This is a genomic window from Sinorhizobium americanum, assembly GCF_001651855.1.
Classification (GTDB): Bacteria; Pseudomonadota; Alphaproteobacteria; order Rhizobiales; family Rhizobiaceae; genus Sinorhizobium; species Sinorhizobium americanum.
In genome coordinates this window covers 14,864-40,136 of record NZ_LNQC01000050.1, presented here as the reverse complement: position 1 = coordinate 40,136, position 25,273 = coordinate 14,864, and the positions used below count along the sequence as shown (strand labels likewise).

General features: G+C 61.1%; 28 protein-coding genes and 2 pseudogenes. 15 read left to right on the top strand and 15 right to left on the bottom strand.

The window, feature by feature from the left end; all coding sequences use genetic code 11:
- Positions 1-328 precede the first annotated feature (328 nt).
- From ATC00_RS13045 to ATC00_RS33405, 8 genes and pseudogenes are all read left to right on the top strand, one after another.
- On the top strand, positions 329-1,969 hold the full coding sequence (locus ATC00_RS13045) for a TIGR04028 family ABC transporter substrate-binding protein (protein ID WP_064253108.1): 1,641 nt from the start codon (positions 329-331) through the stop codon (positions 1,967-1,969).
- Positions 1,970-2,034: 65 nt separating this feature from the next.
- Positions 2,035-2,982: an ABC transporter permease gene (locus ATC00_RS13040; protein WP_064253107.1), complete on the top strand. Its 948-nt coding sequence runs from the start codon at positions 2,035-2,037 to the stop codon at positions 2,980-2,982.
- Positions 2,979-3,860 carry an ABC transporter permease gene (locus ATC00_RS13035; protein ID WP_082912292.1) on the top strand — a complete coding sequence of 294 codons (882 nt, stop codon included), beginning with the start codon at positions 2,979-2,981 and terminating at the stop codon, positions 3,858-3,860. The genes ATC00_RS13040 and ATC00_RS13035 overlap by 4 nt, the downstream gene beginning before the upstream one ends.
- The gene (locus tag ATC00_RS13030) at positions 3,857-5,509 is read left to right on the top strand and encodes a dipeptide ABC transporter ATP-binding protein (RefSeq protein ID WP_064253106.1); all 1,653 of its coding nucleotides are present in this window, start codon (positions 3,857-3,859) and stop codon (positions 5,507-5,509) included. The genes ATC00_RS13035 and ATC00_RS13030 overlap by 4 nt, the downstream gene beginning before the upstream one ends.
- 22 nt (positions 5,510-5,531) lie before the next feature.
- Complete coding sequence (locus ATC00_RS13025; RefSeq protein ID WP_064253105.1) at positions 5,532-6,578, top strand: putative FMN-dependent luciferase-like monooxygenase; 1,047 nt, start codon at positions 5,532-5,534, stop codon at positions 6,576-6,578.
- 70 nt (positions 6,579-6,648) lie between these two features.
- The gene (locus ATC00_RS13020; protein ID WP_064253104.1) at positions 6,649-7,266 is read left to right on the top strand and encodes a CMD domain protein; all 618 of its coding nucleotides are present in this window, start codon (positions 6,649-6,651) and stop codon (positions 7,264-7,266) included.
- 19 nt (positions 7,267-7,285) lie between these two features.
- Entirely contained in the window at positions 7,286-7,888 is a 603-nt protein-coding gene (locus ATC00_RS13015) for an alkylhydroperoxidase domain protein (protein WP_064253103.1), read from the top strand.
- A 171-nt stretch (positions 7,889-8,059) separates the two neighbouring features.
- Positions 8,060-8,185: pseudogene (locus ATC00_RS33405) on the top strand (type II toxin-antitoxin system RelE/ParE family toxin); the annotation flags it as partial.
- Between the two features lie 357 nt (positions 8,186-8,542).
- On the opposite strand, the gene ATC00_RS13010 reads toward ATC00_RS33405, so the two are convergent.
- From ATC00_RS13010 to ATC00_RS13000, 4 genes are all read right to left on the bottom strand, one after another.
- A complete protein-coding gene (locus ATC00_RS13010; protein ID WP_064253102.1) occupies positions 8,543-9,391 on the bottom strand; it encodes an SDR family NAD(P)-dependent oxidoreductase in 849 nt (282 codons plus the stop codon).
- 82 nt (positions 9,392-9,473) lie between these two features.
- Positions 9,474-9,680 (bottom strand): Rossmann-fold NAD(P)-binding domain-containing protein, encoded by a 207-nt coding sequence (locus ATC00_RS33180; RefSeq protein WP_199275545.1) that lies wholly within the window; start codon positions 9,678-9,680, stop codon positions 9,474-9,476.
- A complete protein-coding gene (locus ATC00_RS13005) occupies positions 9,677-10,198 on the bottom strand; it encodes an SDR family oxidoreductase (protein WP_199275544.1) in 522 nt (173 codons plus the stop codon). Before ATC00_RS13005 ends, ATC00_RS33180 begins: the two co-directional genes overlap by 4 nt.
- 147 nt (positions 10,199-10,345) lie before the next feature.
- A complete protein-coding gene (locus ATC00_RS13000; RefSeq protein ID WP_064253149.1) occupies positions 10,346-11,371 on the bottom strand; it encodes an aldo/keto reductase in 1,026 nt (341 codons plus the stop codon).
- 331 nt (positions 11,372-11,702) lie between these two features.
- Between ATC00_RS13000 and ATC00_RS12995 the strand changes: the two genes are divergently transcribed.
- Positions 11,703-12,605, top strand: coding sequence for a LysR family transcriptional regulator (locus tag ATC00_RS12995; protein WP_064253101.1), 903 nt, complete (start codon positions 11,703-11,705; stop codon positions 12,603-12,605).
- Positions 12,606-12,822: 217 nt separating this feature from the next.
- Here ATC00_RS12995 and ATC00_RS12990 read toward each other — a convergent pair whose 3' ends face one another.
- From ATC00_RS12990 to ATC00_RS32785, 6 genes are all read right to left on the bottom strand, one after another.
- Entirely contained in the window at positions 12,823-13,206 is a 384-nt protein-coding gene (locus ATC00_RS12990) for a nuclear transport factor 2 family protein (protein WP_064253148.1), read from the bottom strand.
- Between the two features lie 41 nt (positions 13,207-13,247).
- A complete protein-coding gene (locus ATC00_RS33400) occupies positions 13,248-13,670 on the bottom strand; it encodes a nuclear transport factor 2 family protein (protein ID WP_268801725.1) in 423 nt (140 codons plus the stop codon).
- A 536-nt stretch (positions 13,671-14,206) separates the two neighbouring features.
- A complete protein-coding gene (locus ATC00_RS33395; protein WP_064253100.1) occupies positions 14,207-14,635 on the bottom strand; it encodes an Rrf2 family transcriptional regulator in 429 nt (142 codons plus the stop codon).
- A gap of 1,037 nt (positions 14,636-15,672) precedes the next feature.
- Complete coding sequence (locus tag ATC00_RS12975; RefSeq protein WP_064253099.1) at positions 15,673-15,912, bottom strand: DUF982 domain-containing protein; 240 nt, start codon at positions 15,910-15,912, stop codon at positions 15,673-15,675.
- 77 nt (positions 15,913-15,989) lie between these two features.
- Positions 15,990-16,253, bottom strand: coding sequence for a DUF2934 domain-containing protein (locus ATC00_RS30995; RefSeq protein ID WP_082912286.1), 264 nt, complete (start codon positions 16,251-16,253; stop codon positions 15,990-15,992).
- Positions 16,254-16,346: 93 nt separating this feature from the next.
- A complete protein-coding gene (locus ATC00_RS32785; RefSeq protein ID WP_064253098.1) occupies positions 16,347-16,550 on the bottom strand; it encodes a hypothetical protein in 204 nt (67 codons plus the stop codon).
- Positions 16,551-17,376: 826 nt separating this feature from the next.
- On the opposite strand from ATC00_RS32785, the gene ATC00_RS32550 reads away from it, so the two are divergent.
- Complete coding sequence (locus ATC00_RS32550; RefSeq protein WP_156911504.1) at positions 17,377-17,526, top strand: hypothetical protein; 150 nt, start codon at positions 17,377-17,379, stop codon at positions 17,524-17,526.
- 352 nt (positions 17,527-17,878) lie between these two features.
- Here ATC00_RS32550 and ATC00_RS12965 read toward each other — a convergent pair whose 3' ends face one another.
- On the bottom strand, positions 17,879-18,385 hold the full coding sequence (locus ATC00_RS12965) for a ferritin-like domain-containing protein (RefSeq protein WP_064253097.1): 507 nt from the start codon (positions 18,383-18,385) through the stop codon (positions 17,879-17,881).
- On the opposite strand from ATC00_RS12965, the gene ATC00_RS33920 reads away from it, so the two are divergent.
- Both ATC00_RS33920 and ATC00_RS30990 read left to right on the top strand, forming a co-directional pair.
- On the top strand, positions 18,359-18,808 hold the full coding sequence (locus ATC00_RS33920) for a DUF2934 domain-containing protein (RefSeq protein WP_327290055.1): 450 nt from the start codon (positions 18,359-18,361) through the stop codon (positions 18,806-18,808). The two genes, ATC00_RS12965 and ATC00_RS33920, sit on opposite strands and share 27 nt — an antisense overlap.
- Positions 18,809-18,923: 115 nt before the next feature.
- Positions 18,924-19,217, top strand: coding sequence for a DUF982 domain-containing protein (locus tag ATC00_RS30990; RefSeq protein WP_072642858.1), 294 nt, complete (start codon positions 18,924-18,926; stop codon positions 19,215-19,217).
- 202 nt (positions 19,218-19,419) lie between these two features.
- On the opposite strand, the gene ATC00_RS32545 is transcribed toward ATC00_RS30990, so the two are convergent.
- Entirely contained in the window at positions 19,420-19,557 is a 138-nt protein-coding gene (locus tag ATC00_RS32545; protein WP_156911503.1) for a hypothetical protein, read from the bottom strand.
- 407 nt (positions 19,558-19,964) lie between these two features.
- Here ATC00_RS32545 and ATC00_RS12955 point away from each other — a divergent pair, with 407 nt between their 5' ends.
- Positions 19,965-20,366, top strand: coding sequence for a hypothetical protein (locus ATC00_RS12955; RefSeq protein ID WP_064253096.1), 402 nt, complete (start codon positions 19,965-19,967; stop codon positions 20,364-20,366).
- A gap of 117 nt (positions 20,367-20,483) precedes the next feature.
- Here ATC00_RS12955 and ATC00_RS33385 read toward each other — a convergent pair.
- Together ATC00_RS33385 and ATC00_RS12945 are read right to left on the bottom strand one after the other, a co-directional pair.
- Positions 20,484-20,866, bottom strand: a pseudogene (locus ATC00_RS33385) (site-specific integrase).
- Between the two features lie 274 nt (positions 20,867-21,140).
- Complete coding sequence (locus ATC00_RS12945) at positions 21,141-22,142, bottom strand: LysR family transcriptional regulator (RefSeq protein ID WP_234782290.1); 1,002 nt, start codon at positions 22,140-22,142, stop codon at positions 21,141-21,143.
- A gap of 54 nt (positions 22,143-22,196) precedes the next feature.
- Between ATC00_RS12945 and ATC00_RS12940 the strand changes: the two genes are divergently transcribed.
- Complete coding sequence (locus ATC00_RS12940; protein ID WP_064253095.1) at positions 22,197-23,114, top strand: NmrA/HSCARG family protein; 918 nt, start codon at positions 22,197-22,199, stop codon at positions 23,112-23,114.
- Positions 23,115-23,462: 348 nt separating this feature from the next.
- Here ATC00_RS12940 and ATC00_RS12935 read toward each other — a convergent pair whose 3' ends face one another.
- Positions 23,463-24,347: a LysR substrate-binding domain-containing protein gene (locus tag ATC00_RS12935; RefSeq protein WP_064253094.1), complete on the bottom strand. Its 885-nt coding sequence runs from the start codon at positions 24,345-24,347 to the stop codon at positions 23,463-23,465.
- A 152-nt stretch (positions 24,348-24,499) separates the two neighbouring features.
- Here ATC00_RS12935 and ATC00_RS12930 point away from each other — a divergent pair, with 152 nt between their 5' ends.
- Positions 24,500-25,261 (top strand): SDR family NAD(P)-dependent oxidoreductase, encoded by a 762-nt coding sequence (locus ATC00_RS12930; RefSeq protein WP_064253093.1) that lies wholly within the window; start codon positions 24,500-24,502, stop codon positions 25,259-25,261.
- Positions 25,262-25,273: the final 12 nt, after the last annotated feature.

The following is a 25,273-nucleotide window of genomic DNA, read 5'->3' as shown; positions in this document are numbered from 1 at the left end:
GACTGGAGATGCATAGCGACGATGAGCACTGAACGACAACAACGGAGTGGGGACTTGCCCGTCAACTTCCCGGCAGCAAGGTCCGAGAAGGGTCAAGAGCGACAGCCTCCTTCCAACGCACCCGCGAGCCCTTCCCCCAAGGCGTAAAGGTGAAGCCACGGCAACGTGCCTGCATGCGTGACCATCGAACAAATCAACTCTCAAGTGACCGCGATAGGAAGCTTCTTTTCTCCTTAGCAAAGGAATTGCACATAATTTTGCTAGATTTAGTCGACAAACGCGCGTGAAATACCGACCGTATCCTCAAGAATTCCAAGGACGGTCCTGAATGACGACCACGCTCAAACGACTCGCTTTCGCCGTGGCAGCCGTTGCTGCCACAAGCTTTTCGCTGCCAGTCGCCTTTGCCGAAGAGGCAAGCCAGCCGGTGAAGGGTGGAACGCTCGTTTACCTGGAGCAACAGGCGCACACCAATCTCTACCCTCCGGCCGGCGGCTTCTACCCGAACGGCGGCGTGCTCAACCAGATCACGGACAAGCTCACCTACCAGAATCCGAAGACCTTGGAAATCGAGCCCTGGATCGCCGAATCCTGGACGATCAATGAGGACGCGACCGAATACACGTTCAAGATCCGCCCCGGTGTTACTTTTTCCGACGGTACGCCGCTCGATGCGGCAGCGGTCGCGAAGAACTTCGACGTCTACGGCCTCGGCAACAAGGCGCTGAAGCAGCCGGTCTCGGAAGTCATCAACAATTACGACCGCAGCGAGGTCATCGATGCGCTGACGGTGAAGTTCTACTTCAAGAAGCCGGCGCCGGGCTTCCTGCAGGGCACGTCGGTGATCGGCTCCGGCCTCGTCTCCTTGAGCACACTGGCGCTGCCGTTCGAAGAACTCGGCGACGCGACAAGGATCATTGGGTCCGGTCCCTTCGTGGTGGAAAGCGAAACGCTCGGTAAGGAACTGAAGCTCAGGGCCCGCGAGGACTACGTCTGGGGTCCGGCGAAGCTCTCACATCAGGGTCGAGCCTATCTCGACGGCATCACGTACATCATCACCGGCGAGGACAGCGTCCGCATCGGTGCATTGCTGGCAGGGCAGGCGGATTTCATCCGCCAGGTGCAGGCCTATGACGAAGCCCAGGTCGAGGCCCAGGACTTCCAGATCTACGCGCCGTCCACCCGCGGCGTGAACAACAGCGTGGTCTTCCGCCCGGACAATCCGCTCGTCGCCGACGTTCGGGTACGCCAGGCGCTCCTCCACGCGACCGACACGAAGGAAATCGTCTCGACGCTCTTCTCGAAGAATTATCCGCAGGCGACCTCGATCATCGCTTCGACCGCACTCGGCTATGTCGATCTCTCCGACAAGCTGACCTTCGATCCGGAAAAATCTAGGACGCTTCTGGAGGAGGCGGGCTGGACGCTCGGGCCCAACGGCCGGCGCCAGAAGGAAGGCAAGGAGCTGGTGCTAACGGCCTACGAATCCCTGCCGCAACCGCAGAACAAGGAAACCCTCCAACTCGTCGCCCAGCAATGGGGCAAGCTCGGCGTCAAGCTCAACGTGCTCGCCGGCGACAGCGGCAGCAAGACAGTCGACGACCTCGACCCTGAGAAGACACCGGTGTCGCCGGCGATGGTCGGACGCGCCGACCCCGACGTCATCAAGAGCCAGTACTACCCGAAGAATCGCGACGTGCTGCGCCAGAAGGGAGGGCTAGGCGACAAGGTCAAGAGCTTCGTCGACGAGAGGCTCAACGGTCTCCTCGAACAGCTTGCCTCCGAGCCCGACCGCGACAAGCGGCTCGCGATCGCCGGAGAGGTGCAGAACTACGTGATCGACCAGGCCTATGCCATTCCGATCTTCGAAGAGCCCCAGGCTTTCGCCGGCGCGCCCTACGTGCACGGCGTCGCTTTCGAGGCGGTCGGCCGTCCGAGCTTCTACAGCACCTGGCTGGCCGAGCACTGATCGCCATTGGTCGGCGTGCCACCGAGCGCACCGCCGATCCAACCGGATCAAACGGTGAAAAAACCATGACGTCCCGATATCTGTTCAACCGCATCGGCCAGGCACTTCTGGTGCTGTGGGCGGCCTTCACGGTCTCCTTCGTGCTTCTGCAGGCGATGCCGGGTGATGCGATCCTCATCAAGTTCCAGAACCCTGATCTCGGCCTGACGCCGCAGCAGATCGCCGAGATCCGCGCGGCCTACGCCGCCGACAGTCCGCTCTGGCTGCAATATGTCCAAACCATCGGCAATTTCCTGAGCGGCAATTTCGGCTATTCCGTCCAGGCGGGCGTGCCCGTGAGCGCCAGTCTTGCGGCGCATCTGCCGGTGACGCTGAAGCTCGCGGCCATCGGATTCTTGACCGCAGCGATCTTGGCGGTTGCGATCGCCTTCCTGTCGAGCCTTGCGCCCTTCGCCTGGCTTCGTTCCGCGATCCAGTCGGTCCCGTCGCTCTTCATCTCCATTCCGACCTTCTGGCTCGGCATCATGTTGATCCAGATCTTCTCGTTCCGGCTGAAGCTTGTACCGGTGATCAATCCCGGGCCGTGGCAGGAATTCATCTTGCCGGTCGCGACCCTCGCAGTGCCGATCTCCGCGCCGCTTGCCCAGGTGCTGGTGCGCAACATCGATGCGGTGCTGACCCAGCCCTTCATCACTGTCGCGCGCGCCAAGGGCGCCACGCAGGGCCGGGTCCTCTGGCGGCATGTCGCGAAGAACGCGCTGCTGCCGACGTTGACCATCGCCGGCGTGCTCTTCGGCGAACTAATCGCCGGCGCCGTCGTCACGGAGACGGTCTTCGGCCTCAACGGCATAGGGGGCCTCACCGAGCGCGCCGTCGGTACGCAGGACGTGGCCGTGTTGCAGGCAATTGTCGTGCTTTCCGCCGCGGCTTTCGTCGCCATCAACCTCATCGTGGATCTCCTTTACCCCGTGCTCGATCCGCGCCTCAGGACAAGATCGGGAGCGACGGCATGACCACCTTAGACACGATCCGCAGTGAAATCGGTGCAGACGGCCGTGCCGGTTCCTCGCGGCGTGCGCGGCTCGCCCGCCTCGCAAGGCGACTGCCGCCGGGCCTTGCGCTCTCCTGGCTGATCCTTGCCACCGTGTTTCTCTGGGCGATCGCCCCGGCGCTCTTCACGAGCTACAATCCCGTCGAGGGTGTTGGCGGTGCGCAGCTCAAGCGGCCGGATGCACTCCATCTCCTCGGTACCGATGCGCTCGGCCGCGATCTCTATGCGCGCATCGTCTACGGCGCCGTCCACTCGCTAACCGGTGCTTTTGTGGCTGTCGGTCTCGGGCTCATCGTCGGCACGACGCTCGGCGTGATCGCAGGCTCCGTCGGCCGCAGGCTCGACGACGCGATCATGCGCATCGTCGATGTTCTCTTGTCGATCCCGCCGCTTCTCCTTTCGCTGAGCATCATCATCCTGCTCGGTTTCGGCACTGTGAATGCTGCGATCGCTGTCGGCTTGACGTCGGTGGCGGGTTTTGCGCGTCTTGCCCGGTCCGAGGTCGTGCGGGTGCGCAGGAGCGACTATGTCGAAGCAGCGTTCGGAAGCGGCGGCACGTTTCGCGCGGTACTCTGGCGGCATGTGCTCCCGAATTCGCTGACTTCGGTGATCGCCATCGCAGCGCTTCACTTCGGCTCCGCCGTTCTGCAGATCTCGACGCTCGGCTTCCTCGGCTACGGCGCGCCGCCGCCGACACCGGAATGGGGGCTGCTGATCGCCGAGGGCCGCAACTACATCTCGACGGCCTGGTGGCTGACGACCGCCCCCGGTTTCGTGGTCGTGCTCGTGGTTCTCGCCGCCAATCGCGTCAGCCAATCCTTCGGAAAGGTGACCTCATGACATTCTCGGCCGATCAGGGCACTCCGGTACTGGAGGTGTCGGACCTCAAGATCTCCTATCACGGCGGCGAGCGCTACCATCCGGTGGTCCATGGTGTGAGCTTCCGCGTGGAGCCCGGCGAGGTCGTGGCGCTCGTCGGAGAGTCCGGCTCCGGCAAGACGACGACGGCACAGTCCGTCATCGGCTTGCTTCCCGCCAACGGCCACGTGGACCGCGGCACCATCAGGCTCAACGGCACGGATATTTCCCGCTGGTCCGACAGGCAGTTCGATACGATCCGGGGCGCGCGCATCAGCCTTGTGCCGCAGGATCCCGGAAGTTCGCTGAACCCGGTCAAGACCATTGGCGCCCAGGTCGGTGAAATCCTGGAGATTCACGGAGAGGCACGTGGGAAGGAGCTGGAGCGGCGGGTGCTTGCGCTGCTGGAGTGTGTCGGTCTCCCGGATCCGGAACTGCGGGCGCGGCAATATCCGCATGAGCTCTCTGGCGGCATGCGCCAGCGCGTGCTGATCGCCATTGCCATCGCACTGAAACCCGAGCTCATCATCGCCGACGAGCCGACAAGCGCTCTCGATGTCACGGTGCAGAAGCGGATCCTCGACCTCATCGACGAGTTGCGTGCGGAATACGGCACCGCGGTACTGCTCGTTACCCACGATCTCGGCGTTGCCGTCGATCGCGCCGATCGGCTGGTCGTGCTGCAGGGTGGCCGTGTTCAGGAGGAGGGGAGGGCAAGCGAGGTTCTGGCCGCCCCGCGCAGCCCCTATACAAGGCAACTGATCGCCGATGCGCCATCGCTGTCGCGTTCGGCAGCGTGGGTCACGGCGACCGCCCGCTCGTCCACCGGCACTGCGGCGACGGACGATGTCGTAGTGGTGGAGCAACTGGTGCAGGAATTTCCCCGTCCGACGAGGGGCGAGGCGCCGTTCTCCGCCGTCGACCACGTTTCCTTCCGCGTTCGCCGCGGCACGACCCACGCGATCGTCGGCGAGTCCGGCTCAGGCAAGACCACGACGGTCCGGGCGGTGGTCGGCTTCCAGAAACCGACCTCGGGCAAGATCGAGATCGACGGCACCGACCTTTCCACCCTTGGCGGCGAGACCTTGCGGCAGTTCAGGCGCAAGATCCAGCTAGTCTACCAGAATCCCTACGCCTCGCTCGATCCGCGCCAGACGATCTTCGAGATCGTCGAGGAACCGCTTCTCAATTTCGGCAACCTGTCGCGGCTGGAGCGCCGGGAGAAGACGCTCGCCATTCTCTCGCGCGTGGGCCTTCCGGAAGCCCTCGCGACCCGCCGGGCGCATGCGCTTTCCGGCGGCCAGCGACAGCGCGTCGCTATTGCCCGGGCCCTGGTGCTCGATCCGCAGGTCGTCGTCCTCGATGAGGCCGTCTCGGCGCTCGATGTCACGGTCCAGGCGCGCATCCTCGACCTGTTGGACGAGCTGCAGCAGGATCTCGGGCTCACCTACCTCTTTGTCTCGCATGACCTCGCGGTGGTCCGGCAGATTGCCGACACCGTCTCGGTCCTGCGGGGCGGGCGACTGGTTGACGAGGGGCCAGTCGCCCAAGTCTTCGACCACCCCGGGAGCGACTACACCCGCGAACTCATCAGCGCCATTCCCGGCCGGAAGCATCCGGCCTTCGCGTGACGCAACGATCGACAGGAAGGCCATGACAAAGACACCATCGCGCAAGCGCCTCGGCTTCTTCACCCGTGTTCTCGATGACACGACCGCGGGCGTTCGCTATCGGCTGGCGGCGGAGCAGATCGCTCACGCCGAGCGCTTCGGCTTCGACAGCGCCTGGGTGGCGCAGCACCATTTCCATGCGGATGAAGGCGGGCTACCGGCGCCGCTCGTCTTCCTCGCCCATCTCGCCGCACAAACGTCGCGCATCCGGCTCGGCACCGGCGTCATCACGCTGCCGCTCGAAAATCCGATCCGCGTCTCCGAGGACACGGCCGTGCTCGACCTCCTTTCGCGCGGGCGGCTCGAGGTGGGCTTCGGGACGGGCGGAACGCCGTCGTCCTTCGCGGCCTTCGGTCTGGACAGCGGCGTGCGGGGCGAGATCTTCGCGCGGCATTTGAAAATCGTTCTCGATGCCTGGTCGGGACTGAGCCTCGAAGGCGGAGACAGGCTCTATCCTGCAGCGCCTGATCTCGTCGATCGCGTCTGGCAGGCGACCTTCTCGGTCCAAGGCGGCGAGCGGGCGGGCAAGACGGGCGACGGCCTGATGCTGTCGCGCACCCAGCCAAGGCCCGCCGACCGGCTCGGCGCGTCGCTTGCCGATCTGCAGAACCCGATCATCGACGCCTATCTCGATGCGCTCCCCGAGAGGCGAGCCCCACGCATTCTCGGGTCCCGCAGTCTTTTCGTCGCCGACAGTCGGGCGGAAGCGCTGCGCTTTGCCGAGATCGGTCTCCGCCGCGGCGCCGAAAGACTGATCGCCGCCGGCCACAAGGTAGAAGGCGACACGCTTGCCGATCTCATCCGCGCCTTCGACGTCCATGTCGGCACGCCGGAGGACGTGATCGCGAGCCTTTCAGCGGACGCGACGCTTGATCGGGTGACCGATCTTGTCTTCCAGGTCCATTCGGTCGATCCGCCGCATCCCCTGATCCTGCGCTCGATCGAGCTCGTCGCCACCAAGGTGGCGCCGGCGCTGGGCTGGGCGCCTGAGCGGCCAGCCGAGACCAGGCGTATCGGCTCCGTCGGCTGAGAAGCCGGCGTCAAACCGGTTTGGGAAAAACCCGGCCGCGGAAAATACAAGGAAGAGAGGAGACAATGCCATGAGCATTTCCACACCCGACGTCATCGACCTTCTCGCCGGCGTCAAACCGGGCTCCGAGCTCGACCGCATTCGCGCTCAGAGGCCGCAAACGCGGGAGCAGGCGCAGAAGAGCTACCTCGCGCTTTTTCAACCGAGTGATCCCGGCGACGTTTCTGTTCAGGAGCGGCATGCCGTGGCGAGCTTCGTCGCCGGACTTCATCGCCATCCCGACGCGTTCGAATTCTACGCGGCGCCGCTGGAGGACCAGGCCGCTGGCACCTGGCTTGTCGAGGTGCTGAAGGCGGAGATCGGCCGCGCGCAGGCGACTGGGCCCTACGGCCGCTATCCCGCCGGTCCGCTGACCGCCGAAGATCAGGAGGGGCCGAGCTATCGCACCTCGGAGGCGAGCCGCGAAACACTCGGACCGCGGCTTGCCGCGGCGCTTGAGCACGCTCATCTCCTTGTCTTCCACCCGCGTGACGCGAGCCCCGAGGCACTTCAGGCGCTGCTTGACGCCGGATGGACGACGACCGGCGTCGTGACACTCTCGCAGCTCGTTTCCTTCGTCGCGTTCCAGATCCGGGCTATTGCGGGTCTAACCGTCCTCGCCTCGGCGACGAAGCGTGCAGCCGCGTGACAGCCGAAAGGGAAGAACCATGACAGAACAAGTGATCGCCACGCCGGTCAAGAACCCCCCTATCATCTTCACCCAGGACGAAATCGGCTGGACGCCCTGGATCGCACCGCTTGCGGAGGAGGATTTGACGGAGCGTCACTACGCCGGGCTGGTCGAGGAAGCGAGAGCCAAATCGCCCTATTTCCGGCTTCTGGTCCGCGATCCGGAAGTGCTGGAGGCGCGCACCAGAACGGACAAGGACATCTTCTACAATACAAGAACCGGCCTTCCGCGCGCCGAACGCGAGCTCGCCGCCACTGCCGCCTCGCGTTTCAACGGCTGCATCTTCTGCGCCTCGGTGCATTCCCGCTTCGCGTCGCATCACTCGAAACGCAAACAGGTTGTCCAGCGATTGCTGGACGAGGGGGTTAAGGCGGATCTCGGAGAGCGGTGGAATGCGATCGTCGCCGCGGCGGTGGCGCTTACTGCGACACCGCCGACATTCGACCAAGCCCATGTCGAGCGGCTGAACGCCGCGGGCCTCGACGAACTCGATGTCGCTGACGTCATCCACGGCGCGGCCTTCTTCAATTGGGCCAACAGGCTGATGCTTTCGCTTGGGGACCCAACTCCCGCAAGATGACGGAGGGCTTCGCTCTCTGCCACGTTCGGGAGTGGAACGACATCTGACCGGGCGCGCTTAGATTGACAGCGCCCGTTCCGGCATATGCAGGTGCGACCACTGTGATGTCCGCCCGTTACCCCAGGGCGTGCGGACGCGTTGGTGGGCATACTTATCCCCGCCGCGCTACCAGTTCTGGCAAAGCGATACCCCTATCTCGTTTTCTATCGCGAACACACCGGCTATATCGACGTATGGCGCGCACTGCATGCCAGACGGGACATGCCGCAATGGATGCAGGAACCAGACAACCACTAACCCTTCGAACATTTCCGCAGGATTTCGGCTCTATTGGTAGGCCGTCGGTCCGACTTCCATCGCGGCGAGGGATAGCAGTTGACCTCCCGGACTGGGCGGCATGTTGCCGGCGCCCGGTCGTCTAAGTTGGGTGGAAAGCTGAAGTCGGAGTGCGTCCCGCCGAGTGACAGCAATGCGCGCGACAACCTGACAATTCGCCAAGTGCCTACTCCACGCTGACGAAGCCGCTGGTCTCGCAGACCCTGTATGAGCGAGGGAGGCGCTGTCGGAAGCAGTGCGATGCTTGGTGGGTTGGTCAGGCTGCCCAGATGCCAGCAGCACCAACGTGTCGGCACTGCTCCTGGGCCAAAAACGAGTTCACTCGTTGCCGTTCTCATCAATCGCCAGAGAGTTCGACAATTCGCGGTAAGCGTCGATCTGCTGCTGCAGCAGGGCGATCTTCTGCTCGGCCACTTGGATGGCGTCAGTACCAGCCAGGAACCGTCGTGGAAGTTCGTCCTGGTCGGTAAGCGTGATGAGGGCACGTGCAAGCTTGGCGGGGTCGCCGCCCTGCTTGCCGTTTTGGGACTTCCAGAACGCGATCTGCGCCGTCCGCCGCTCGCGATAGTCCTCGATTGAGTTTTCCGCATAGTTGGTCGACTGCTCGGTGAGGAGCTCCGTGCGGAAAAAGCCCGGATTGACGATCATCGTCTCGATGCCGAACGGGCCTACTTCGGTCTGCAGCGCTTCCATCCAGCCGTCGAGGCCGAACTTGGAAGCCGAGTAGGCCGTGCAGAACTCAAAACCCATCAGGCCTGCGCTTGAAGAGATCGAAACGATGCGCCCGGAACGCTGCTTGCGCATGGCCGGCAGAAAGGCCCGAGTCACGTTCATTGGGCCGCCGAGGCTGGTGCGAAGCTGCAGTTGCACCTGTTCAGGGGACAGCTCTTCAAAGTACCCGGCGTAAAAGCTTGCCGCGTTGTTGACCAGCACATCGATACGGCCGAAGCCCTCAAGGGTTGCCTGTGCGGCGGCTGCGGCGTCCTCCGCGCTGGTGACATCGAGCTTCACGACAAAAAGATTGTCGGAAGCGCCGATGGCTTTCGCCACACGCTCGGGATTACGGCCGGTCGCGACAACCTTGTGACCCGCTGCCAGTGCCGCTTTTGCGATGTCCAATCCAAGGCCGCGTCCTGCGCCGGTAATGAACCATACGTTGTCACTCATCTCGTATTTCCTTTGGGTTATTTTCATCCCCATCTATGGCCGCCCTGTGCGGCCGAGGGGGCAGAAGTCTGTCGAAGCGCCTTCACATCGCCTGGACGGTCGGACGCACGAGAATCTCGTTGAGGGTGATCCGCTTTGGCCGGCTGAGCGCGAAGGCGATCACCTCGGCAATATCCTGCGCCGGCATCGCCACGTTATCGCGGTAGTCCTGAGCGGCCTTCTTGCTCTCATCGTGGGTGATGTGGTCGGACAGCTCCGTTGCCACGGCACCAGGCTCGATGACCATCACGCGGATGTCGGGCTGGAGCTCGACGCGAAGCGCCTCCGACCAGCCGTTGATCCCCCACTTGTTGCCGAATAGGCAGCAAAGCCGGCCGGTGCGACACGTCCTGCGACGGAAGAAATGTTCACCAGATCGCCGTTCTTGGCACGAAGCTGATCGAGGAACACCTCGGTCACGGTCATGGCGCCCAGAAGATTGGTTTCGACCATCTGGCGGTGCTCGGAGCGCTTCTCTGAGCCGAACGGCGCCGTCAGCATGACGCCTGCATTGTTGACCAGGACATCGGCGCCGCCAAGTTCGTGTTGGACGCGCGCGGCCGCTGCAACGATGGACTCCCGGTCGGTCACGTCAGTCCTAATCGCAAGCGCCGCGTTGCCCAATTCATCTGCAAGGTCTGCGATCTGCTCAAGGCGGCGCGCCAGAAGCGCAACACGGTATCCCTCTGCGACAAGCTCGCGTGCGAGTGCCTCTCCGATCCCGGAGGATGCACCGGTGATCACCGCAACTCGGTTGGTGCTAGTCATGACAGTGTCCTTTTGGTTGTTGTTCTGTCTGGAGAGTTCTGATCCGGGGCCCGATGTAGATTGGCCGGTGCGACAGGCCGCGGCTCCCGGTACAGGAGCCGCCAGGGGAACCGGTGGGACATGCAGCCCGCCGGCTCCCGAGGCTTGCTACCGAACGGGCGACATGCCGCTTCCGCCCTTGGAGCTCGTCCCAAGCTTGGCGCCGGTATCGATCATCGCGAGCATCGGCTCGCTCAACCGCGCGCCCTGCACCTTGATCTGGGCGAAGCCGTCCTCGATTTGCTTCATGTCGCCGGCGGTCAGTCGGACTTGCAGCGCGTCCATGTTCTGATCCATCTGGTCCTGCGTCGTGGGACCCGGGATCGGTACGATCCATGGCTTGCGGGCGAGCAGCCACGCCAGCGCTACCTGCCCGGAGGTCGCCTGATGACGGGCACCTAAGCGCTGCAGCAATTCGACCACCGGCCAGTTGGCGCGACGGGCCTCGGTGGTGAAACGCGGCAGGTTTGCCCTCAGATCGGCAGGACCATGCACCATCAACCGCGTGACGGTTCCGGTCAGATAGCCCATGCCAAGCGGGCTCCACGGGACGAACCCGATGCCCAGGTCCTCGCACGTCGCCAGAACTTCCAGCTCCGGATCACGCGTCCAGACGGAGTATTCATTCTGCACCGCCGTGACCGGCTGCACTTTGTGAGCCCGGCGAATGGTCGCTTCGCCTGCAGCGGAGAGACCGAAATGGCGAACTTTGCCTTCGCGGATCAACTCCTGCACGGCCCCGGCTACGTCCTCGATGGGCACGGTGGGATCGACGCGATGCTGGTACTGAAGATCGATGTAGTCGGTCTTCAAGCGGCGAAGCTGTTGCTCGGTCACCCGCTTGATATGATCCGGGCGGCTGTTGACGCCCCGGACCTGGCCGTCGGGCGTGATGTCGAATCCGAACTTGGTTGCGATAACGACTTGGTCGCGGATCGGCGCAAGCGCCTCGCCAACAATGTCTTCGCCTAGAAACGGTCCGTAGACTTCAGCGACGTCGAAGAACGTCACGCCGCGGTCATGAGCTGCCCGGATAATTCGCACCGCCTCCTGCCTGTTCGTCGGAGGACCATACATCCCGGCAAAGTTCTGGCAGCCCATCCCGAGAGCCGAAACCTCCAGCGAGCCGAGCATGCGGCGCTGTGCGCTGCTTGCGCCTGAACGCTGGCTAGCAGTTTCCGGTGTTGCCGTCTGGGCTCTCAAGGCGGAAAGCGGCAGCAGTGATGCTGCAGCGATGCCCAGCCCCGCGGCCAACAGTTGACGACGGCCCGGCATCGCGGGTGCGCCGATTTCGATCTCTCCGTCTCTATGGTTTGTCATGATGCTGCGCCTCCAATCCGTTGGAACAAGCCTCCGAAACACAGTGGCCTGTGTCGCTGGACTTGCTGACTGGGTGGAGATTACATTGGCCCACACTTTCGAAAAATGGCATTCCGGTTGATGTGACATTAACCAGAGGTTCATAATGGATAAGGATCAGCTCGATGGGCTTGTGGCGTTCGCGCTCGTCGCCGAGAAGCGCAATTTCACGGCGGCCGCCGAAGCACTCAGGATCTCGCCGCCTGCAATCAGCAAGATGATCCGGCAGCTGGAGAGGCGCCTGGGCGTCACCCTGCTCACCAGAACGACGCGAGCTACAAGCCTGACCGAGGCGGGCGAGAAGTTTCTTCACCAGGCAGGACCGGCGCTGGACGCGATCCTGTCTGCGATGAATGAGGCGGGAAGCACCGCCGACAAGCCAGCCGGGCGCCTGCGTTTAAATGTCCCGCAGACCGTTTATCCGAATTTCCTCAAGCCCGTCATCACGAGCTTCTTGGAGCAATATCCCGATGTAACGGTGGAGATCTTCTTCGAAAACGCTGCGACCAACATATTCGAGCGCGGATTCGATGCGGGAATCCGGGTGTCGGACATTCTTGCGAAAGACGTCGTGGCGCTGAAGCTCTTCGGCCCGGTGCGCTGGGTGGTTGCAGGTGCGCCATTGTACTTTGCACAGCGTGGGCGTCCTAAGCATCCGAAAGACCTGCTGGGGCATCCGTGCATTTGCGCCGGAGCCGGCAGCCGCGTGTACGACCGTTGGGAATTCGAAAGCGACGGGAAAGAGTTCGAGGTCCAGGTGAAAGGCCCGCTCATCTTGAACGACGTGCTGCTGGCAATCGACGCGGCCGGAGACGGGATGGGATTAGTCTACAGCCCTGAAGAGGCGGTCCGTGACAAGCTGAAGAGCGGCAAGCTCGAAGTCGTCCTCGAGCGGTACACTGGAACTAGCTCGGGGGTATATCTCTATTACCCGCAGCGCTCTCAGGTTCATCCAAAGCTGCGAGCGTTCATCGAGCACGTCAAAGGTTTCAGCTTTTCCACCATATAGGTGCCTGCAATACGCTTCGGACAGGCGATTGAAAGCATGGCCGCAGGTTCGCATCCCTCTCGAGAGCGAGGGATAAATAGCCAACACTACGGACGGGCGCTCAGCAGTTTGACGACTGTCTCGGTTGGGTGGAATTTTGCTGTCTGAGCCAACTGCCGGAATGCGAGATCGCGCTAAAAGCGGTCATCGATCAGATAAGCGCCCATGGCGGAGCGACCTAGAACATGCCGTTCGAATTGGCTGACTTCTCCGGAACGACTTGCAGCACGTCCCAGTGCTCCATGATCTTTCCGTCCTTGTCCAGGCGGAAGATGTCGATCCCCGCGTAATCGCGGTCGTTCGGCCAATGCTGGAAGCAGTGCAGGACGACCAGATCGCCTTCGGCAATCGCTCGCTTCACCTCGACACGCTTGCCTGGCCACCCGCGGGCCATGCGCTGGAAATAATCGACGAAGCCCTCCTTGCCCGTCGCGACATGCGGATTGTGCTGGATGTAGTCAGCACCGACATACCGCTCGACAGCCTCACGCGGTTTGCTGTCGTTGAACATCAGTTCGTAGAAGGCGATGACGTTCGCCTTGTTCTGATCGACATCGGCCATCGAGCCCTCCATGACGAGAGGGGCGCTTTCGCGCCCCTGGACTAGAACCCGAATTTTCCGTTTTGGTTTTTCCAGTCAGCTTTCGCCGGAACGGTTTCGATCGTGTCCCAATGTTCGGCGATCTTACCGTCCTCGACGCGGAACAGATCGTAAAACGAAGTCGGCTTGCCAGCAAATGTGCCTTCGCTGACGGTCAGCACGAAATTGCCCTCGCCAAGCACCTTGTGAATGGTGTCGTATTTCATGGTGACGCCCTGCTTCGCCATAGCTTCGAGGGCGGCACCGAGGCCGGAAAGGCCGTTGCCGATCTGCGGGTTGTGCTGGATGTAGTTGTCGCCGTTGAAATAGCCGTTCAGCTTTTCCATTCGGCCATTGACGAGGATGTCGTCGACGAAGCTGCGCACGAGCGCCTTGTTTTCTTCGGTCTTGGTCTGGTTGGTCGGTTCGGTCGGACCGTCGATCATGGTGTTGCCGCTCGGATTTGCCGAAGTCGGAGTTTCCTGCAGGTTATCCCAGTGCTCGACGATCTTGCCGTTCTCGAACCGGAAAATGTCGAAGCCGATCTTGGGGCCGAAGAAGTTGTAGTCGGTATGGGCAAACACGTAATCGCCGTCCTGGAATACGCGCACCGTGTTGACCTTCGCCGATCCGGCAGGAAGCGCCGCAAGGGCCGCACCCAACCCGGCGAGGCCGTCTGCTATGCCGAGATTGTGCTGAGTGTACTTGTCGGGATTCACGACCGCGACGGGCTTTGCAGCGCCAGTTTCAATAGCTTTGAGCAGATCAACGACCTGTTCTTGTTGAGTGGTCAATTTCTCGTCCTCTGTGTGAGCATAGGTGACGGAGTTGGGGGCCGCCATGGAGATGAAGGGCAGCAGCGAAGCCGCGGCGGCAAAGCCGATGGAACGATAGGTGGAGCGCATATGTGTATCTATTTCTGTTACAGATATAGCGTAACTAAGGCAGTTACACATATTTGTAAAGCCGTTATCTTTTTCGACTAAGCCCGCTTGCGGTTCTCGGCAGCGACGCCGCTTGCCATATCCGCAATGGTGGTCGTCGAAAGCTGCTTCTGCATCGCCTGCTCGGCGGCGGCGATCCGGCCTTTGAGAACCGTGTTGATGACGCGGCCCACCGGACATTGCGGGTTCGGCTGATCGTGCAACGCGAACACGGCGTTGTTGTCATCGATGGCGTGGTACACGTCGAGGAGGGTGATCTGGTCGGCTGGACATGCCAGCAACGCCCCGCCTCCGCTCCCCATCTGCGAAGTGGTCAGCCCAGCCTTAGCGAGCTGCGACAGCAACCGCCGAACAAGGGCCGGGTTTGTGTTGACGCTTGAAGCAATCAGCTCGGACGTGGCCGGTTGCCCACCCTGCGTCGCGATGAAAGTCAGGATGTGGGTGGCAACAGCAAGGCGGGTGTTCATGGGGGCGGCGTCCGTATCTGTAACTAAGCTAGGTACATCTTATTGAACAAGCAAGCTAGAAGGGCGTTGCAGGAATCAAGTTGTATGCCCGCCGCCGTTTATGCCCTTCCAGCAGTTTGCGCGGTGCATGCGTCTAATGCATTTCACGTCCGCTTGGGCCGACACGGGACGTTCTCTCCGCACTGTCGTCGGCGACGGCTTTGGGTCGATCTTTCGGTTTGATCCGTCGGGGTCGGGTGGTGAGTGGAAACTGGTGCGCAAGGCGCCCATTGGCAGCAATCGCGCCGGAAGCCGTCATTCGGAGCCAAGCTGTTTGCCTCGCCAAGGCCTGATCCGTAGGGCGGTCTGATGGGCGGAGACATGACAGCCAATTCGGCATAGCGAGTAAGGTTGTTGGAGGAGCGGGAGGCAGAATCGGGGAGCAATGAAAAGGTATCTGCGGGTCGCTGCTCTTGCGCTGAAGTTCAGTTTCAGTCCTCGTTTTGGCCGTTCAAGTCAGCGACGATCGAGGTCGTCAACGGGTCGATTCTTCGGTTTCCCATCTGTCCTGGCAAGGTGGATCGCGTAAACTAAGCAGCCACTCGGACGTTCGCCTAGTTTTTTGGCTGGATGCGTTAACGCTTGCATGGTCGGATCCTGAAGAAGCCCTCCAAGAACGGAAAAGACCAGGGACCTGTGCTATCCTCTGGCATGGACGAACTGTCTCTGATCGAGAAGTATTTGGGCGGCGGAGCGCGACGTGGCGGATGCTACCAGGCGCGCAATGGTTCAACGCGAACTCGTTGCCAAGCTCGAGAGGGACGACCGAGACGCCACAACGGCTCGCAAATTATTGGTCACTTTTGAGCTGAGCCTCGCGTCGCACATTCGCGAGCGCGACCGCCTGATCAGAGAAAGAAAGAGGCTTGCAGGCGGGACATGAGAAATGTCGCCGTCGTCGAGAAGAGTTCCTCTGGGCATCGAACGTTGGAAGTTAAATTCTGCTTATGCCCCAATCTGCTGCACGGTCTGAACGACTCGATATATCGGCCGATTGGTCAGTCACACTCGATTGAGGCGTCAATCGCCGCGGCGACAAACGCGTGGCGAGAGAGCGCGAGATCACCGTTCGCTTCCAATGCAGCATGGCAGCGGATCTTAGCCCGTTCATAGAACCAGCCACCGCCGCTCGGCCACTCCGAAAGGCATTGCAGCGCCTCCTGGGGTCCTCTAACCCAGCGCTCGCGACCTCCGGCATAGCCAAGTTTCACTGGCTCGTCCCAGAGAATATCCTGCATGGACCCCTCCACGAGTTGCGCCCTTGCCGGAAAACGCCGGCACGGGCAGTCGATCGGCCCCGATCGAATGGGGTCGGCTAAGCTACATTCTTGCCTCTTGATTTCTGCTTGCCGTCTCCTGAAGGAGAGACGGTTTCGCTCATGCGTTCTGCGGTTTCTTGCCCGTCACTCGGATCGGACGAGCGACGGGAGGATTCTATTCCAGATTCTTCTTTTCTCAATTCCGCTTCAGCCTCCTCCCAATGGCGCTCGTGATCGCCATGCTTGCGGCCTTCCCGCTCCCATATCTCGTAGGCACGTTCGCGGATCCTGTCCTCTCTACTGTTTTCATCGCCATCCATTTCAGTGCACTCCCGTATTCGACCGTTCCGCCCTTCGCGATCCTCCTCAGCGTGCACCTACTTGGCAGCGAGGAGTCGAGGCAGGCACCACCCTCACGCGCGCAAAGACAACCTCTTTAGCATTTCAACGTCGCGCACTCCGGACTGGAATATCCCCACCAGCCTGGCTGCGAGGTCCTCAGCTTTCTGCCCTTCTCGCGGAATCTGATATTCGTGCAACAACTGCTCGAAGATGGTGCTGAGCATCTCAACTTCTTCAGGACTTATCGACTTGGATGGGTAGTCGCGGCGCTTCATGACGCCATTCCTTTGTTTGGGGACCAGAGTAAATCCCTCTTCCCATCATGGCCGCCCGTGCTGCACGCCAATGATGAAAGCATACGCCACTCTGCGCGGATCTGCAGGAACATTTGAAAATTGAAGGGCTCGAGTTCGGTGATCAAAGTCATCGTGAGAACACACAAAGGTGTCACCCGAGCCGTGAGGTGCCTTTCCGGATTTGTCGGTTACGCAGGGGCCGTCGCCCTTCTGAAAGACAGGGTTTTGCGGCAGTGTGGAGCTATTCGGGAACCAAAGCTCCGGCTTCGAACGTTGGCTTTTGGATTGGAAGCGGGCATTGTTAACTGATGTGTCGTCACTTTTTTCCTGGCCGCCGCGGAAACGCGCGGTGACAAGCGCCGTCGGCCTGACCCACTTAAGAAGGAAGCGGCATCCTGGGGGCCTTTAGACTACCGCTTCCTTTTCTCATATCCCTTTCGTTCCGTCGCTTTGTGCGACAATACGAAAGAACGTTAGCCTTGTAGATTGGTTCCCGACGCCAATAAAAAACCCGAGCTGTCGCCCCGGCGTTGTCACACGATGCCGACCCTCCAGAGTAGAGTGATGCGTTCAAAAGCAGAAAGGCCGCGAAGCGCACGGACACAGTTCAGTCACGTCATACCGTGACCGGAGGGTGAGATGCCCGAAGGTGATTTTTGTATCCCGAGGACGGTTTAACAGCCAGTGGGCACCCCTTCAAAATGCCTCATGTCAGGCGCATTCTTCCAATCATCAGCGGCTATGGGCAAGGGCGCCGCTGGCGGGAAGATATTTTGTGCTTTCGCCCCAACCATGGAGGCGCGTCATGTATTCTTTCTGCGATTCCGACTGCGTCATCCGCCCGGATGACGTGAATATCCTCCAGCGTGTTTTCGAGAACGAACTCGCCAGAACGAAGCTGACATCCGATACGCCGGAAGCTGAAGAACTCGCAAAGAGGCTGATCGCGATCTGAGCCCAATAATGTTGGCCAGTCTGATCGTGACAGAACGGCTCGAGTTGTCCAGTAGGCATTGTGGCACAACAGAAACCGTTGCAGCCCGTGACGTCCAGCGACCTCAGTACGGTGCCCGCAAAATGAGCGGACACCGCCTGGTGCACGTAGGGAGGAGAACAACCGCATGCGCTCGGATAGGAGCCGCGTCACCTTAACCGGTGGCTCGAGAAATTGTTCCGACTCACGCCTGGTCGCTCGCTTCGCAACGGGCCAAACCACAGCAGCGCGATAGCAGCTTCAAGCGGCAAGGCCATGACGATTATGAAGACAACGGCTTGCATGTAGTTCTCCGGAGCACTGGAAGGCTCCGCTAGTGTTTGGCGGTCTTGCCCTGCTGATCACGTTCGAGAAACGTGCGGGTGATCTCGGCGGCGTGTTCGTCAAGCCACTGCGCCATGGCCAGCTCCTGCTGCAGGATCGTTTCGCAGACGCGTTTCGTCTCCTCATCGCCGGCGTGGTCGGCGGCAGCGATGAGGATCTTGTAGCTGGCGATCTCCATCTGCTCGAAGGTAAAGCTGGCGAGCGAGCCCTTGACGACTTCGTCGTTGACGAACAATCCGCTCAAGCCCTGCCCGAACGCGACTATCTTGCCGGTAATGTCCTTGATCCCGGAAGCGCCGCCGCCGGTGCGCTCAAGGCAACGGTCGAGCATGGCGACCTGATCGCGGGTTTCCTGAAGGTGTTTTTCGATTTGCGCCTTGAGCTCCGGATAATTCTCCAATCTTCCGGACTGGCTGGTGAGCATCGTGATCGCTTGTTCTTCCATGGCATGTGCATCCCTGAGCCAGGCATGCAGATGATCGGCTGGCGTTCCCATTGTCGCTTCCTCTCGTCCTTTGTCCTTGCAAAGGTCGAACCAGAAGCATCCACAAACGTTCCGGGTTCGTCGAACCGGAATGTCCTAAGGGACAGGAGGAACATCTTCGTCTTTGCTTGGTTTGCACGCACCTGCTTTTTCGCACCAACCATCCAAGAGCCGGAGGAGCAAGCATGGCTGACGATCGCAGCAACCGCCGCGCAAGTAACAAGGAGGAAAACGATGGGAACCGACAACGAAATGGACGAGCATGTTCGCAGGCGCGCCTATGAGATTTGGGAGCGCGAAGGCCGGCTTGACGGAGACCATGAACGCCACTGGCACCAGGCTAGCAAAGAACTTGAAAACCAAAGCGATGTTGGCGCCGCTCCTCAGGAACGGTCGGGCAACGGAGCCGTCAGGAGTAGGAAGAGCCGCCAGTAAACTCAGGCGGGAATTGCGGGCCTGAATGGTGACCATGGGCAAAGAATCATCGTAGTGTGGTGAACGAACAGAACGGGTTGAGGGTTCTAAGTACGACCTTTGAGGAGGTCCGAAAATGAGAGAAGTGCCTTGGCGTAGACCCCTGTGGGTGACGCTGCAAAATGGCATGAGACGCCAGTTCTGCGGGCTCTATGATGCCCTTGATTTCCTCGAGAATGAATGGCCCAGCCATGGACCGCTGCACGCACGTGCCGTCGGAGCTTGTCGTGCAGCATTGCATCACCCAGAATATGCGAGTTCGGCAAGGAACTGCTTCATGGCGGCATGCGTCGAGGCGTCATTTGCATGCAGCGAAGCTGGAAATCTGCGCTCTCGCGCTGAAACGAAGATGGTAAGTCGGTACCGGTGACTGGCCTGAGTTAGAGCTGCACCTTTAAGACATTAGAGCCGCCACGGTGCCTGCCGGCCGGTCACGAATTTTCATGTGGCGCCATGATTCGGATGTTGCGATTTCCGTGACAGCGTGGCAATCGCTGCGCCGTCGCTATGTTCCACGCGCGCTTCAGGCAACTTCAGGGGCGTTACTGAAACGTGAAGCGGGACCGCTTGTGCTATATGCGGTCATGGATCACCTTGCCCTCATTGAGGAACACCTGGCAGCGGCGGAAAGGCACGTCGCGGATGGTGGGCGCCATGTTGCGCTTCAGCGCGAGATTGTCGGCAAGTTTAGAGGGGAATGGCAGTGACACTGCGACGGCGCGTCAGTTTCTTTCAAGGTTTGAGGAAGCGCTTGGGTGGCATATCGCCGATCGCGATCGGCTCATCCGAGAAAAATTGGATGCCAGCCGATAAAACTGCGAAACGAAGCCGGCAAATGCGCGAGTGCCGCAACAGCCGCTTCCGACTGGGGATCCGGCCGTTCTGATTAAATGCCGGCGAAGTCCGCAACGGGTCGATCTGTCCGGTTCAGATCGCGTCGCAGCGAGGGGAGCTGTCGCTCGTCGCATCCGATTAGAACGAGCAACTCGCGCTCTATCCTGACTTCGACGGCTGCGAGGAATGGCTTGTTGATGGTATGGTTAGCTGCCGCATCTGATCCCGTGCCGGTTGTACTTGCGGTTTCGCAACGAAATTTGTTTCGGATCGAGGTTCAATCATGATCGACAACCGCCTCACCATCCTGAACCTATACGAGTTGAAGGGAACGCCGGAAGACTTTGAGATCGCGGTAAGCGCGTTGGCAAGGCGGGTCGAAGCCGAAGGTCATCCGGGAGTCCTGTCCTACAGGTTCTTCGTTAACGCGTCGGAGAGGACGGCGCGCGGCGTCATCGACTACAAAGATCCTGACGCCTGGATCGGCCACCACGACATCGCCATGAACTGGCCCGAAATGACCGCGCTGCATGCGGCGGCGACGTTAGCGGAAGTCATCTTCCTCGGCGCGCTAACAGCCGAAATCCAGGCCTGGATTGAAAGCTCGGCCCTGACGGCGCGAGTTCGTAGCGGGAATATATTCGCAGGCGGATTCCAGAGGCTGAGTGGCCGGTCGGACGAATGATCGGATGGGATCAACTTGTGCCGTAGGGGCAAGCAAATCCCGATGCTTGCAACGAGCCGAACTTTCGCCTCAGCAGGCGAGCGGGCGGCGCTTCGAATTGAAGCGCCGCCTTGAGTGCTACAGCTCCACTTGCTCAGAAATGGCTAAGGCGTCGTCCACCTCTATTCCGAGGTACTGCACGGTGCTCTCCAGCTTCTTGTGGCCGAGCAGCTGGGAAACAGGTGATCCCGTTCACCGAGCCTCCGACGTCCGATCCAAGCACCGACAGCTTCCCGTCTCTGATCGGTCAGTTCGAACTGCCCTGGTCGGCCTGTTTTCCGTTGGATAATGATCGCGCGGTCGCGCACCCTTCCGGAAATTGCAACATCGGCAACTGAGATCGCGACGAGATCACAAGCGCGCAGCTTGCTGTCGATCGCGAGATTGAACAGCGCCAGGTCGCGGACCGCACCCGTCATCTGAAGGCGGGTTCGGATGGCCCAGACCTCCTTTGGCTTCAATGGAGGCTTCTGACCGATGATGCGGCCTGAGTTTCAGCTAGACATAGCCTTGCTCCTGAAAGCCACCCTCCGCTGCCGCAGCGCTCAATCTACAAGCGGCACAATGGTAATCCTTTTGGAGGACCTTTCGGGTGGAAGACGGCCCTTCGCCCTGCTCATCTGAACGAGCAAGTCGCGCCAAAGGAACACCGGTTAAATCCGAAGCCAGTTGCCCTCGCAGCTCGCGCAGCGAGAGAGGTGCAGCCTTCTTCACCTCTGCGACTATGTCCTCTCGCTAATAGGTGCGCTGGTTCGCGGCAAGCTCGCGCGGCACCCAGGCGGCGACCGCATCGATAAAGGCGCGCACCTGAGGCGGCAAGAACGCGCGCTCGGGGTAGACGAGCGCGATCTGCATTTCGGCGCCGATGACGCCGGCGAGCACCTGCACGAGCGCGCCGCTCTCGAGGTGCGGCGCCACGAGATTGTGCGGCAGGAGCGCGATGCCGAGGCCGCTCACGGCGGCGTCGCACAACAGGTTGATGTCGTTCGAGAAGAATGCTCCCTCGACGTGGAGCTTGCCTCCGGAGGTCATGGGCCAGTGGGTCTCCGGCAGCTCGCCGCCTGTGAAGCCGAGGAGACAGCGGTGACTCTTGAGATCGCGGTGCGTGCGCGGCGCGCCGCAGTCGGCGAGGTAAGCGGGCGACGCGACGGCGATCATTGGGTCGCGCAACAGCGTGCGCGCGATGAGACCGGGCTCGATCTGGCTACTGGCCCGGAGCGCGACGTCGTAGTCGCCGCGGAAAAGGTCAACACGTTGGTTCGAGGTGTGGACGCGGACGCGCAGCTCGGGGTGGCGCGTCGCGAATTCGCAGAGCATCGCATGGAAGCCAACGCTCGTCATCGGCGGCACCGAGACGCGCAAATCGCCGCGCACGACGTCGTCGGTCATCCGCACGCTCTGCTCGGCGAGGCGCACGGCCTCAAGCGCGATGCAGGCCTGCCGATAGAACACCTCACCGACATCAGTGAGGACGAGGCTTCGCGTCGTGCGGCGGAGGAGCCGCGCGCCGAGACGCTCCTCGAGACGCGCGAGGCGGCGGCTCACAGTAGCGCGCGGGACGCGCAGCTCGGCGGCGGCACGCGAGAGGGATTTGGCGTCGACCGTCTTTGTGAAGGCGACGAGTTCCGCGGTTTCCACTGGATCGCTCATATGGCTCGAATCCTGGCAGATGATGTCAATTGTTGAAGCATTGTTACGATTTTCGCTCCGGCGCAAGATGTAGCCGAAGATGATCACGAGGGCCGTCTCGCGTTCCCGCGGGCGCCTGAAACCAAACGGAAAGAGTTACAGATGGCATCCAACGACAAGAAGCTGATCGCCGTGTTCGGCGCAACGGGAAATCAGGGGGCCGGCGTGGTGCGTGCCCTGAAGGCCAACGGCCAGTTCAAGGTGCGCGCGCTCTCGCGCGAACCGGGCAAGTATCAAGGCCTCGCCGACGAAGTTGTCGCAGCGGATCTGGAACGGCCAGAGACGCTTGCAGCGGCACTCGAAGGCGCGCACGGCGTCTTTCTCGTGACTAACTTCTGGCAAGAAGGCGCCGATGAGATCAAGCAGGCAACAGCGGCAATTCAGGCCGCGAAAGCTGCGGGCGTCAACCACCTGATCTGGTCGACCCTTCCAAACGTCGAGGCAATCAGCGATGGCAAGTTCGACGTTCCCCAATTCACCGGGAAGGCGAAGGTTGACTCGATCGTGAAGGATGCTGGATTCCCGCGTCACACCTTCGTCGTACCGCCTGCATACTATCAGAACTTCGCGGGACCATACGGTCCGCAAATGCAGCAGGACGGAAGCTTAGGCTGGGTATTACCTATCGATCCAGCGGTACGTTGCTTTCACATGGGTGACATCAACGAACTGGGCGACATCGTGGCCGGCGCGTTCGCGAACCCGGAAGAAACTGGCAACGGCGCATATCTACCGTTGGTCGGCGACTTCCTGACCTTCAACGACCTCCTCGGCACGTTGAATCAGTTGGGCCATAAGCTCTCGTTCACCCGGGTTCCTCGGGAGGTGTACGCAGGCTTCTTCCCTGGGGCTGACGCGTTAGGGGAGACGCTGTCCTACTACGAAACCTATACGTATCTTGGACCGGGCTCCCACGACGCTGAGATCGCGCTCGCGAACAAGGTGGCGGGTAAGACACCGACGACATTTGCATCATGGGCTCGGGACAATTTCCGGCTCGGCGCCGCTTCCGCGGCTTGAACCATCACGTCATTTCAAGTCACGCACGAACGTGAACGGGACGAATGCCCACCCGTTCGTCGCAGAACGCGCATCTGAGCGGAGTGGCTCCTCGACGATGGCAAATCGGCGCAAACCTGCCGTTCACGAGCAACGAATTGGAGTCCGCTTAGGGTCGTCTTAGCGATTCAATCGGTCGCAGTTGATAGTGCGAGTCAACTGAGACCGTGCGGGACAGCCGCTTTGCACGACCACGCCCGGGCATAGACAGAAGGCAGCCTAATCGCCAGGCTGCACTTAAGTCTCCGTCGCTGAGTGTCAGCCCGCCCAATGACCACGCGCTATCGCATCTGACATCATCGTGCGCAATCAATCGTCAGATTGCATTATTCTCGTCAGCCAGTCGGCGAAAATCCTCGCCAAGCGCCGTTGACTGCCAGATTTCGGATAAGCCAGGTAGTGCCCGATGTAGCGCGTGTCGCGACACCTGCCTGCGAAGGGCCGCACCAGTTTTCCGTTGTCCAATTCGCGGCGCGCCAGCACGTCCGATTCAAGTGCGACACCCAACCCGTTAGCGGCGGCGTCTACTGCAAGGAAGCTCCTGTCGAAGCTCATCGTTGGAGCGGGAGGCGGCCCGAGGTTGTTCGCCTCGAACCAGTCGACCCACTGGATGCGCTTCAGGTCGCTGCGTATGAGCGGCTGTCGTACGAGGTCACGGGGCGATTTGAGTTCCTTCGCCATCTCTGGCGAACAGAGGGGAGCGACGATCTCCTCTCCGAGGGGAATGACGATGAGGTCCTCGCGATCCAGAGGCTCGCCATAGACGATGTCCGCATCGAAAAGACCGTCCACGAAACGGGCATAGTTCGTGCTGGCGGCGAACCTCACTTCGATGCCGGGGTTCTCTTTCAGGAACAGCGGCAGGCGCGGTGACAAAACTTGCGCGGCGAAACTTGGCGCGCAGTGGACGCGCAGCAACTGCGCCTTTTTCGATGAAATAAGTTCAACACCACGACGCAGATCCTCAAAGGCATTGGAAGCATGGGTGAGCAGCGTCTGGCCCGCCAGCGTCAGCTCGACATTGCGTGTAGTCCGCTCGAAAAGACTGGCGCCGAGATCCCGCTCCAGTCGCATAATCGCATGGCTGATAGCGCTCGGCGAAAGCCTGAGCTCCTCGGCTGCCGCTCGAAAGGAGCCGAGGCGGGCGGCCGATTCAAAGATGCGCATGGCGGAAAGCGAAATCATGTTCAGCATCGGATTAGTGAAGCAGAGTCATCTACCGATGTAAACTTGGCGTTTGCAGCAGACCGCTCGTTCATTCAATTCTCTCCCCGTCGAAGCGGCGGACCGCCATTCGGACGAAGAGGACCAGAGGCTCCAGGGAGGAGCGTCGGGAGGAGATCTGTATGCTACTGCGAGGAAAGACCGCGGTCATTTCGGGCGCGGCGAGCAAGCGCGGTATCGGCCGTGCTACAGCCGAGCTTTTTGCGGAGAATGGTGCCAGAGTCGCCATCCTGGACATCGATGTTGGGGCCGCCAGCGAAGCGGCGTCGACCCTGCCACCGGTTGAGCGCGGCAGTCACATTGGTCTCGGCTGCGACGTCACGGATCGGGCGTCGTGCAAGGCTGCGGCGGAGGCGGCAATCGAGGCGTTCGGCGCCATCGACGTGCTCATCAACAACGCCGGTGTCACGCAGCCCGTGAAGACGCTCGAGATTTCCGATGCTGATTGGCAGCGCATCGTTGCGGTCAACATGACGGGTGTTCTCAACCTCAGCCAGTCCTTTATCCCAAACATGCGCGACAATGGCGGCGGATCAATTGCCTGCATGTCTTCGGTCTCCGCCCAGCGGGGAGGCGGCATTTTCGGCGGTCCGCACTATTCGGCGGCCAAGGCGGGCGTTCTTGGTCTCGCGAAGGCGATGGCGCGCGAATTCGGCCCAGCAGGCATTCGCGTCAATTCGGTGACCCCCGGTCTCATCCAGACCGATATCACTGGTGGCAAGCTGACCGAAGAGATGCGGGCCGACATCATCAGGGGCATCCCGTTGAACAGGCTCGGCGAGGCACGCGACGTCGCGAGCATCTATCTGTTCCTAGCCTCGGACCTGTCGGCCTATGTCACCGGCGCCGTGATCGACGTCAACGGTGGAATGCTGATCCACTGAACCGGCGACTCC

Bases quoted from the DNA above. Each gene is read 5' to 3' on its own strand.
- ATC00_RS13045 (WP_064253108.1), top strand. From the start codon at position 329: ATGACGACCACGCTCAAACGACTCGCTTTCGCCGTGGCAGCCGTTGCT.
- ATC00_RS13040 (WP_064253107.1), top strand. From the start codon at position 2,035: ATGACGTCCCGATATCTGTTCAACCGCATCGGCCAGGCACTTCTGGTG.
- ATC00_RS13035 (WP_082912292.1), top strand. From the start codon at position 2,979: ATGACCACCTTAGACACGATCCGCAGTGAAATCGGTGCAGACGGCCGT.
- ATC00_RS13030 (WP_064253106.1), top strand. From the start codon at position 3,857: ATGACATTCTCGGCCGATCAGGGCACTCCGGTACTGGAGGTGTCGGAC.
- ATC00_RS13025 (WP_064253105.1), top strand. From the start codon at position 5,532: ATGACAAAGACACCATCGCGCAAGCGCCTCGGCTTCTTCACCCGTGTT.
- ATC00_RS13020 (WP_064253104.1), top strand. From the start codon at position 6,649: ATGAGCATTTCCACACCCGACGTCATCGACCTTCTCGCCGGCGTCAAA.
- ATC00_RS13015 (WP_064253103.1), top strand. From the start codon at position 7,286: ATGACAGAACAAGTGATCGCCACGCCGGTCAAGAACCCCCCTATCATC.
- ATC00_RS13010 (WP_064253102.1), bottom strand. From the start codon at position 9,391: ATGAGTGACAACGTATGGTTCATTACCGGCGCAGGACGCGGCCTTGGA.
- ATC00_RS13005 (WP_199275544.1), bottom strand. From the start codon at position 10,198: ATGACTAGCACCAACCGAGTTGCGGTGATCACCGGTGCATCCTCCGGG.
- ATC00_RS13000 (WP_064253149.1), bottom strand. From the start codon at position 11,371: ATGCTCGGCTCGCTGGAGGTTTCGGCTCTCGGGATGGGCTGCCAGAAC.
- ATC00_RS12995 (WP_064253101.1), top strand. From the start codon at position 11,703: ATGGATAAGGATCAGCTCGATGGGCTTGTGGCGTTCGCGCTCGTCGCC.
- ATC00_RS12990 (WP_064253148.1), bottom strand. From the start codon at position 13,206: ATGGCCGATGTCGATCAGAACAAGGCGAACGTCATCGCCTTCTACGAA.
- ATC00_RS33400 (WP_268801725.1), bottom strand. From the start codon at position 13,670: ATGATCGACGGTCCGACCGAACCGACCAACCAGACCAAGACCGAAGAA.
- ATC00_RS33395 (WP_064253100.1), bottom strand. From the start codon at position 14,635: ATGAACACCCGCCTTGCTGTTGCCACCCACATCCTGACTTTCATCGCG.
- ATC00_RS12975 (WP_064253099.1), bottom strand. From the start codon at position 15,912: ATGCAGGATATTCTCTGGGACGAGCCAGTGAAACTTGGCTATGCCGGA.
- ATC00_RS30995 (WP_082912286.1), bottom strand. From the start codon at position 16,253: ATGGATGGCGATGAAAACAGTAGAGAGGACAGGATCCGCGAACGTGCC.
- ATC00_RS32785 (WP_064253098.1), bottom strand. From the start codon at position 16,550: ATGAAGCGCCGCGACTACCCATCCAAGTCGATAAGTCCTGAAGAAGTT.
- ATC00_RS32550 (WP_156911504.1), top strand. From the start codon at position 17,377: ATGTATTCTTTCTGCGATTCCGACTGCGTCATCCGCCCGGATGACGTG.
- ATC00_RS33920 (WP_327290055.1), top strand. From the start codon at position 18,359: ATGCAGATGATCGGCTGGCGTTCCCATTGTCGCTTCCTCTCGTCCTTT.
- ATC00_RS12965 (WP_064253097.1), bottom strand. From the start codon at position 18,385: ATGGGAACGCCAGCCGATCATCTGCATGCCTGGCTCAGGGATGCACAT.
- ATC00_RS30990 (WP_072642858.1), top strand. From the start codon at position 18,924: ATGAGAGAAGTGCCTTGGCGTAGACCCCTGTGGGTGACGCTGCAAAAT.
- ATC00_RS12955 (WP_064253096.1), top strand. From the start codon at position 19,965: ATGATCGACAACCGCCTCACCATCCTGAACCTATACGAGTTGAAGGGA.
- ATC00_RS12940 (WP_064253095.1), top strand. From the start codon at position 22,197: ATGGCATCCAACGACAAGAAGCTGATCGCCGTGTTCGGCGCAACGGGA.
- ATC00_RS12935 (WP_064253094.1), bottom strand. From the start codon at position 24,347: ATGCTGAACATGATTTCGCTTTCCGCCATGCGCATCTTTGAATCGGCC.
- ATC00_RS12930 (WP_064253093.1), top strand. From the start codon at position 24,500: ATGCTACTGCGAGGAAAGACCGCGGTCATTTCGGGCGCGGCGAGCAAG.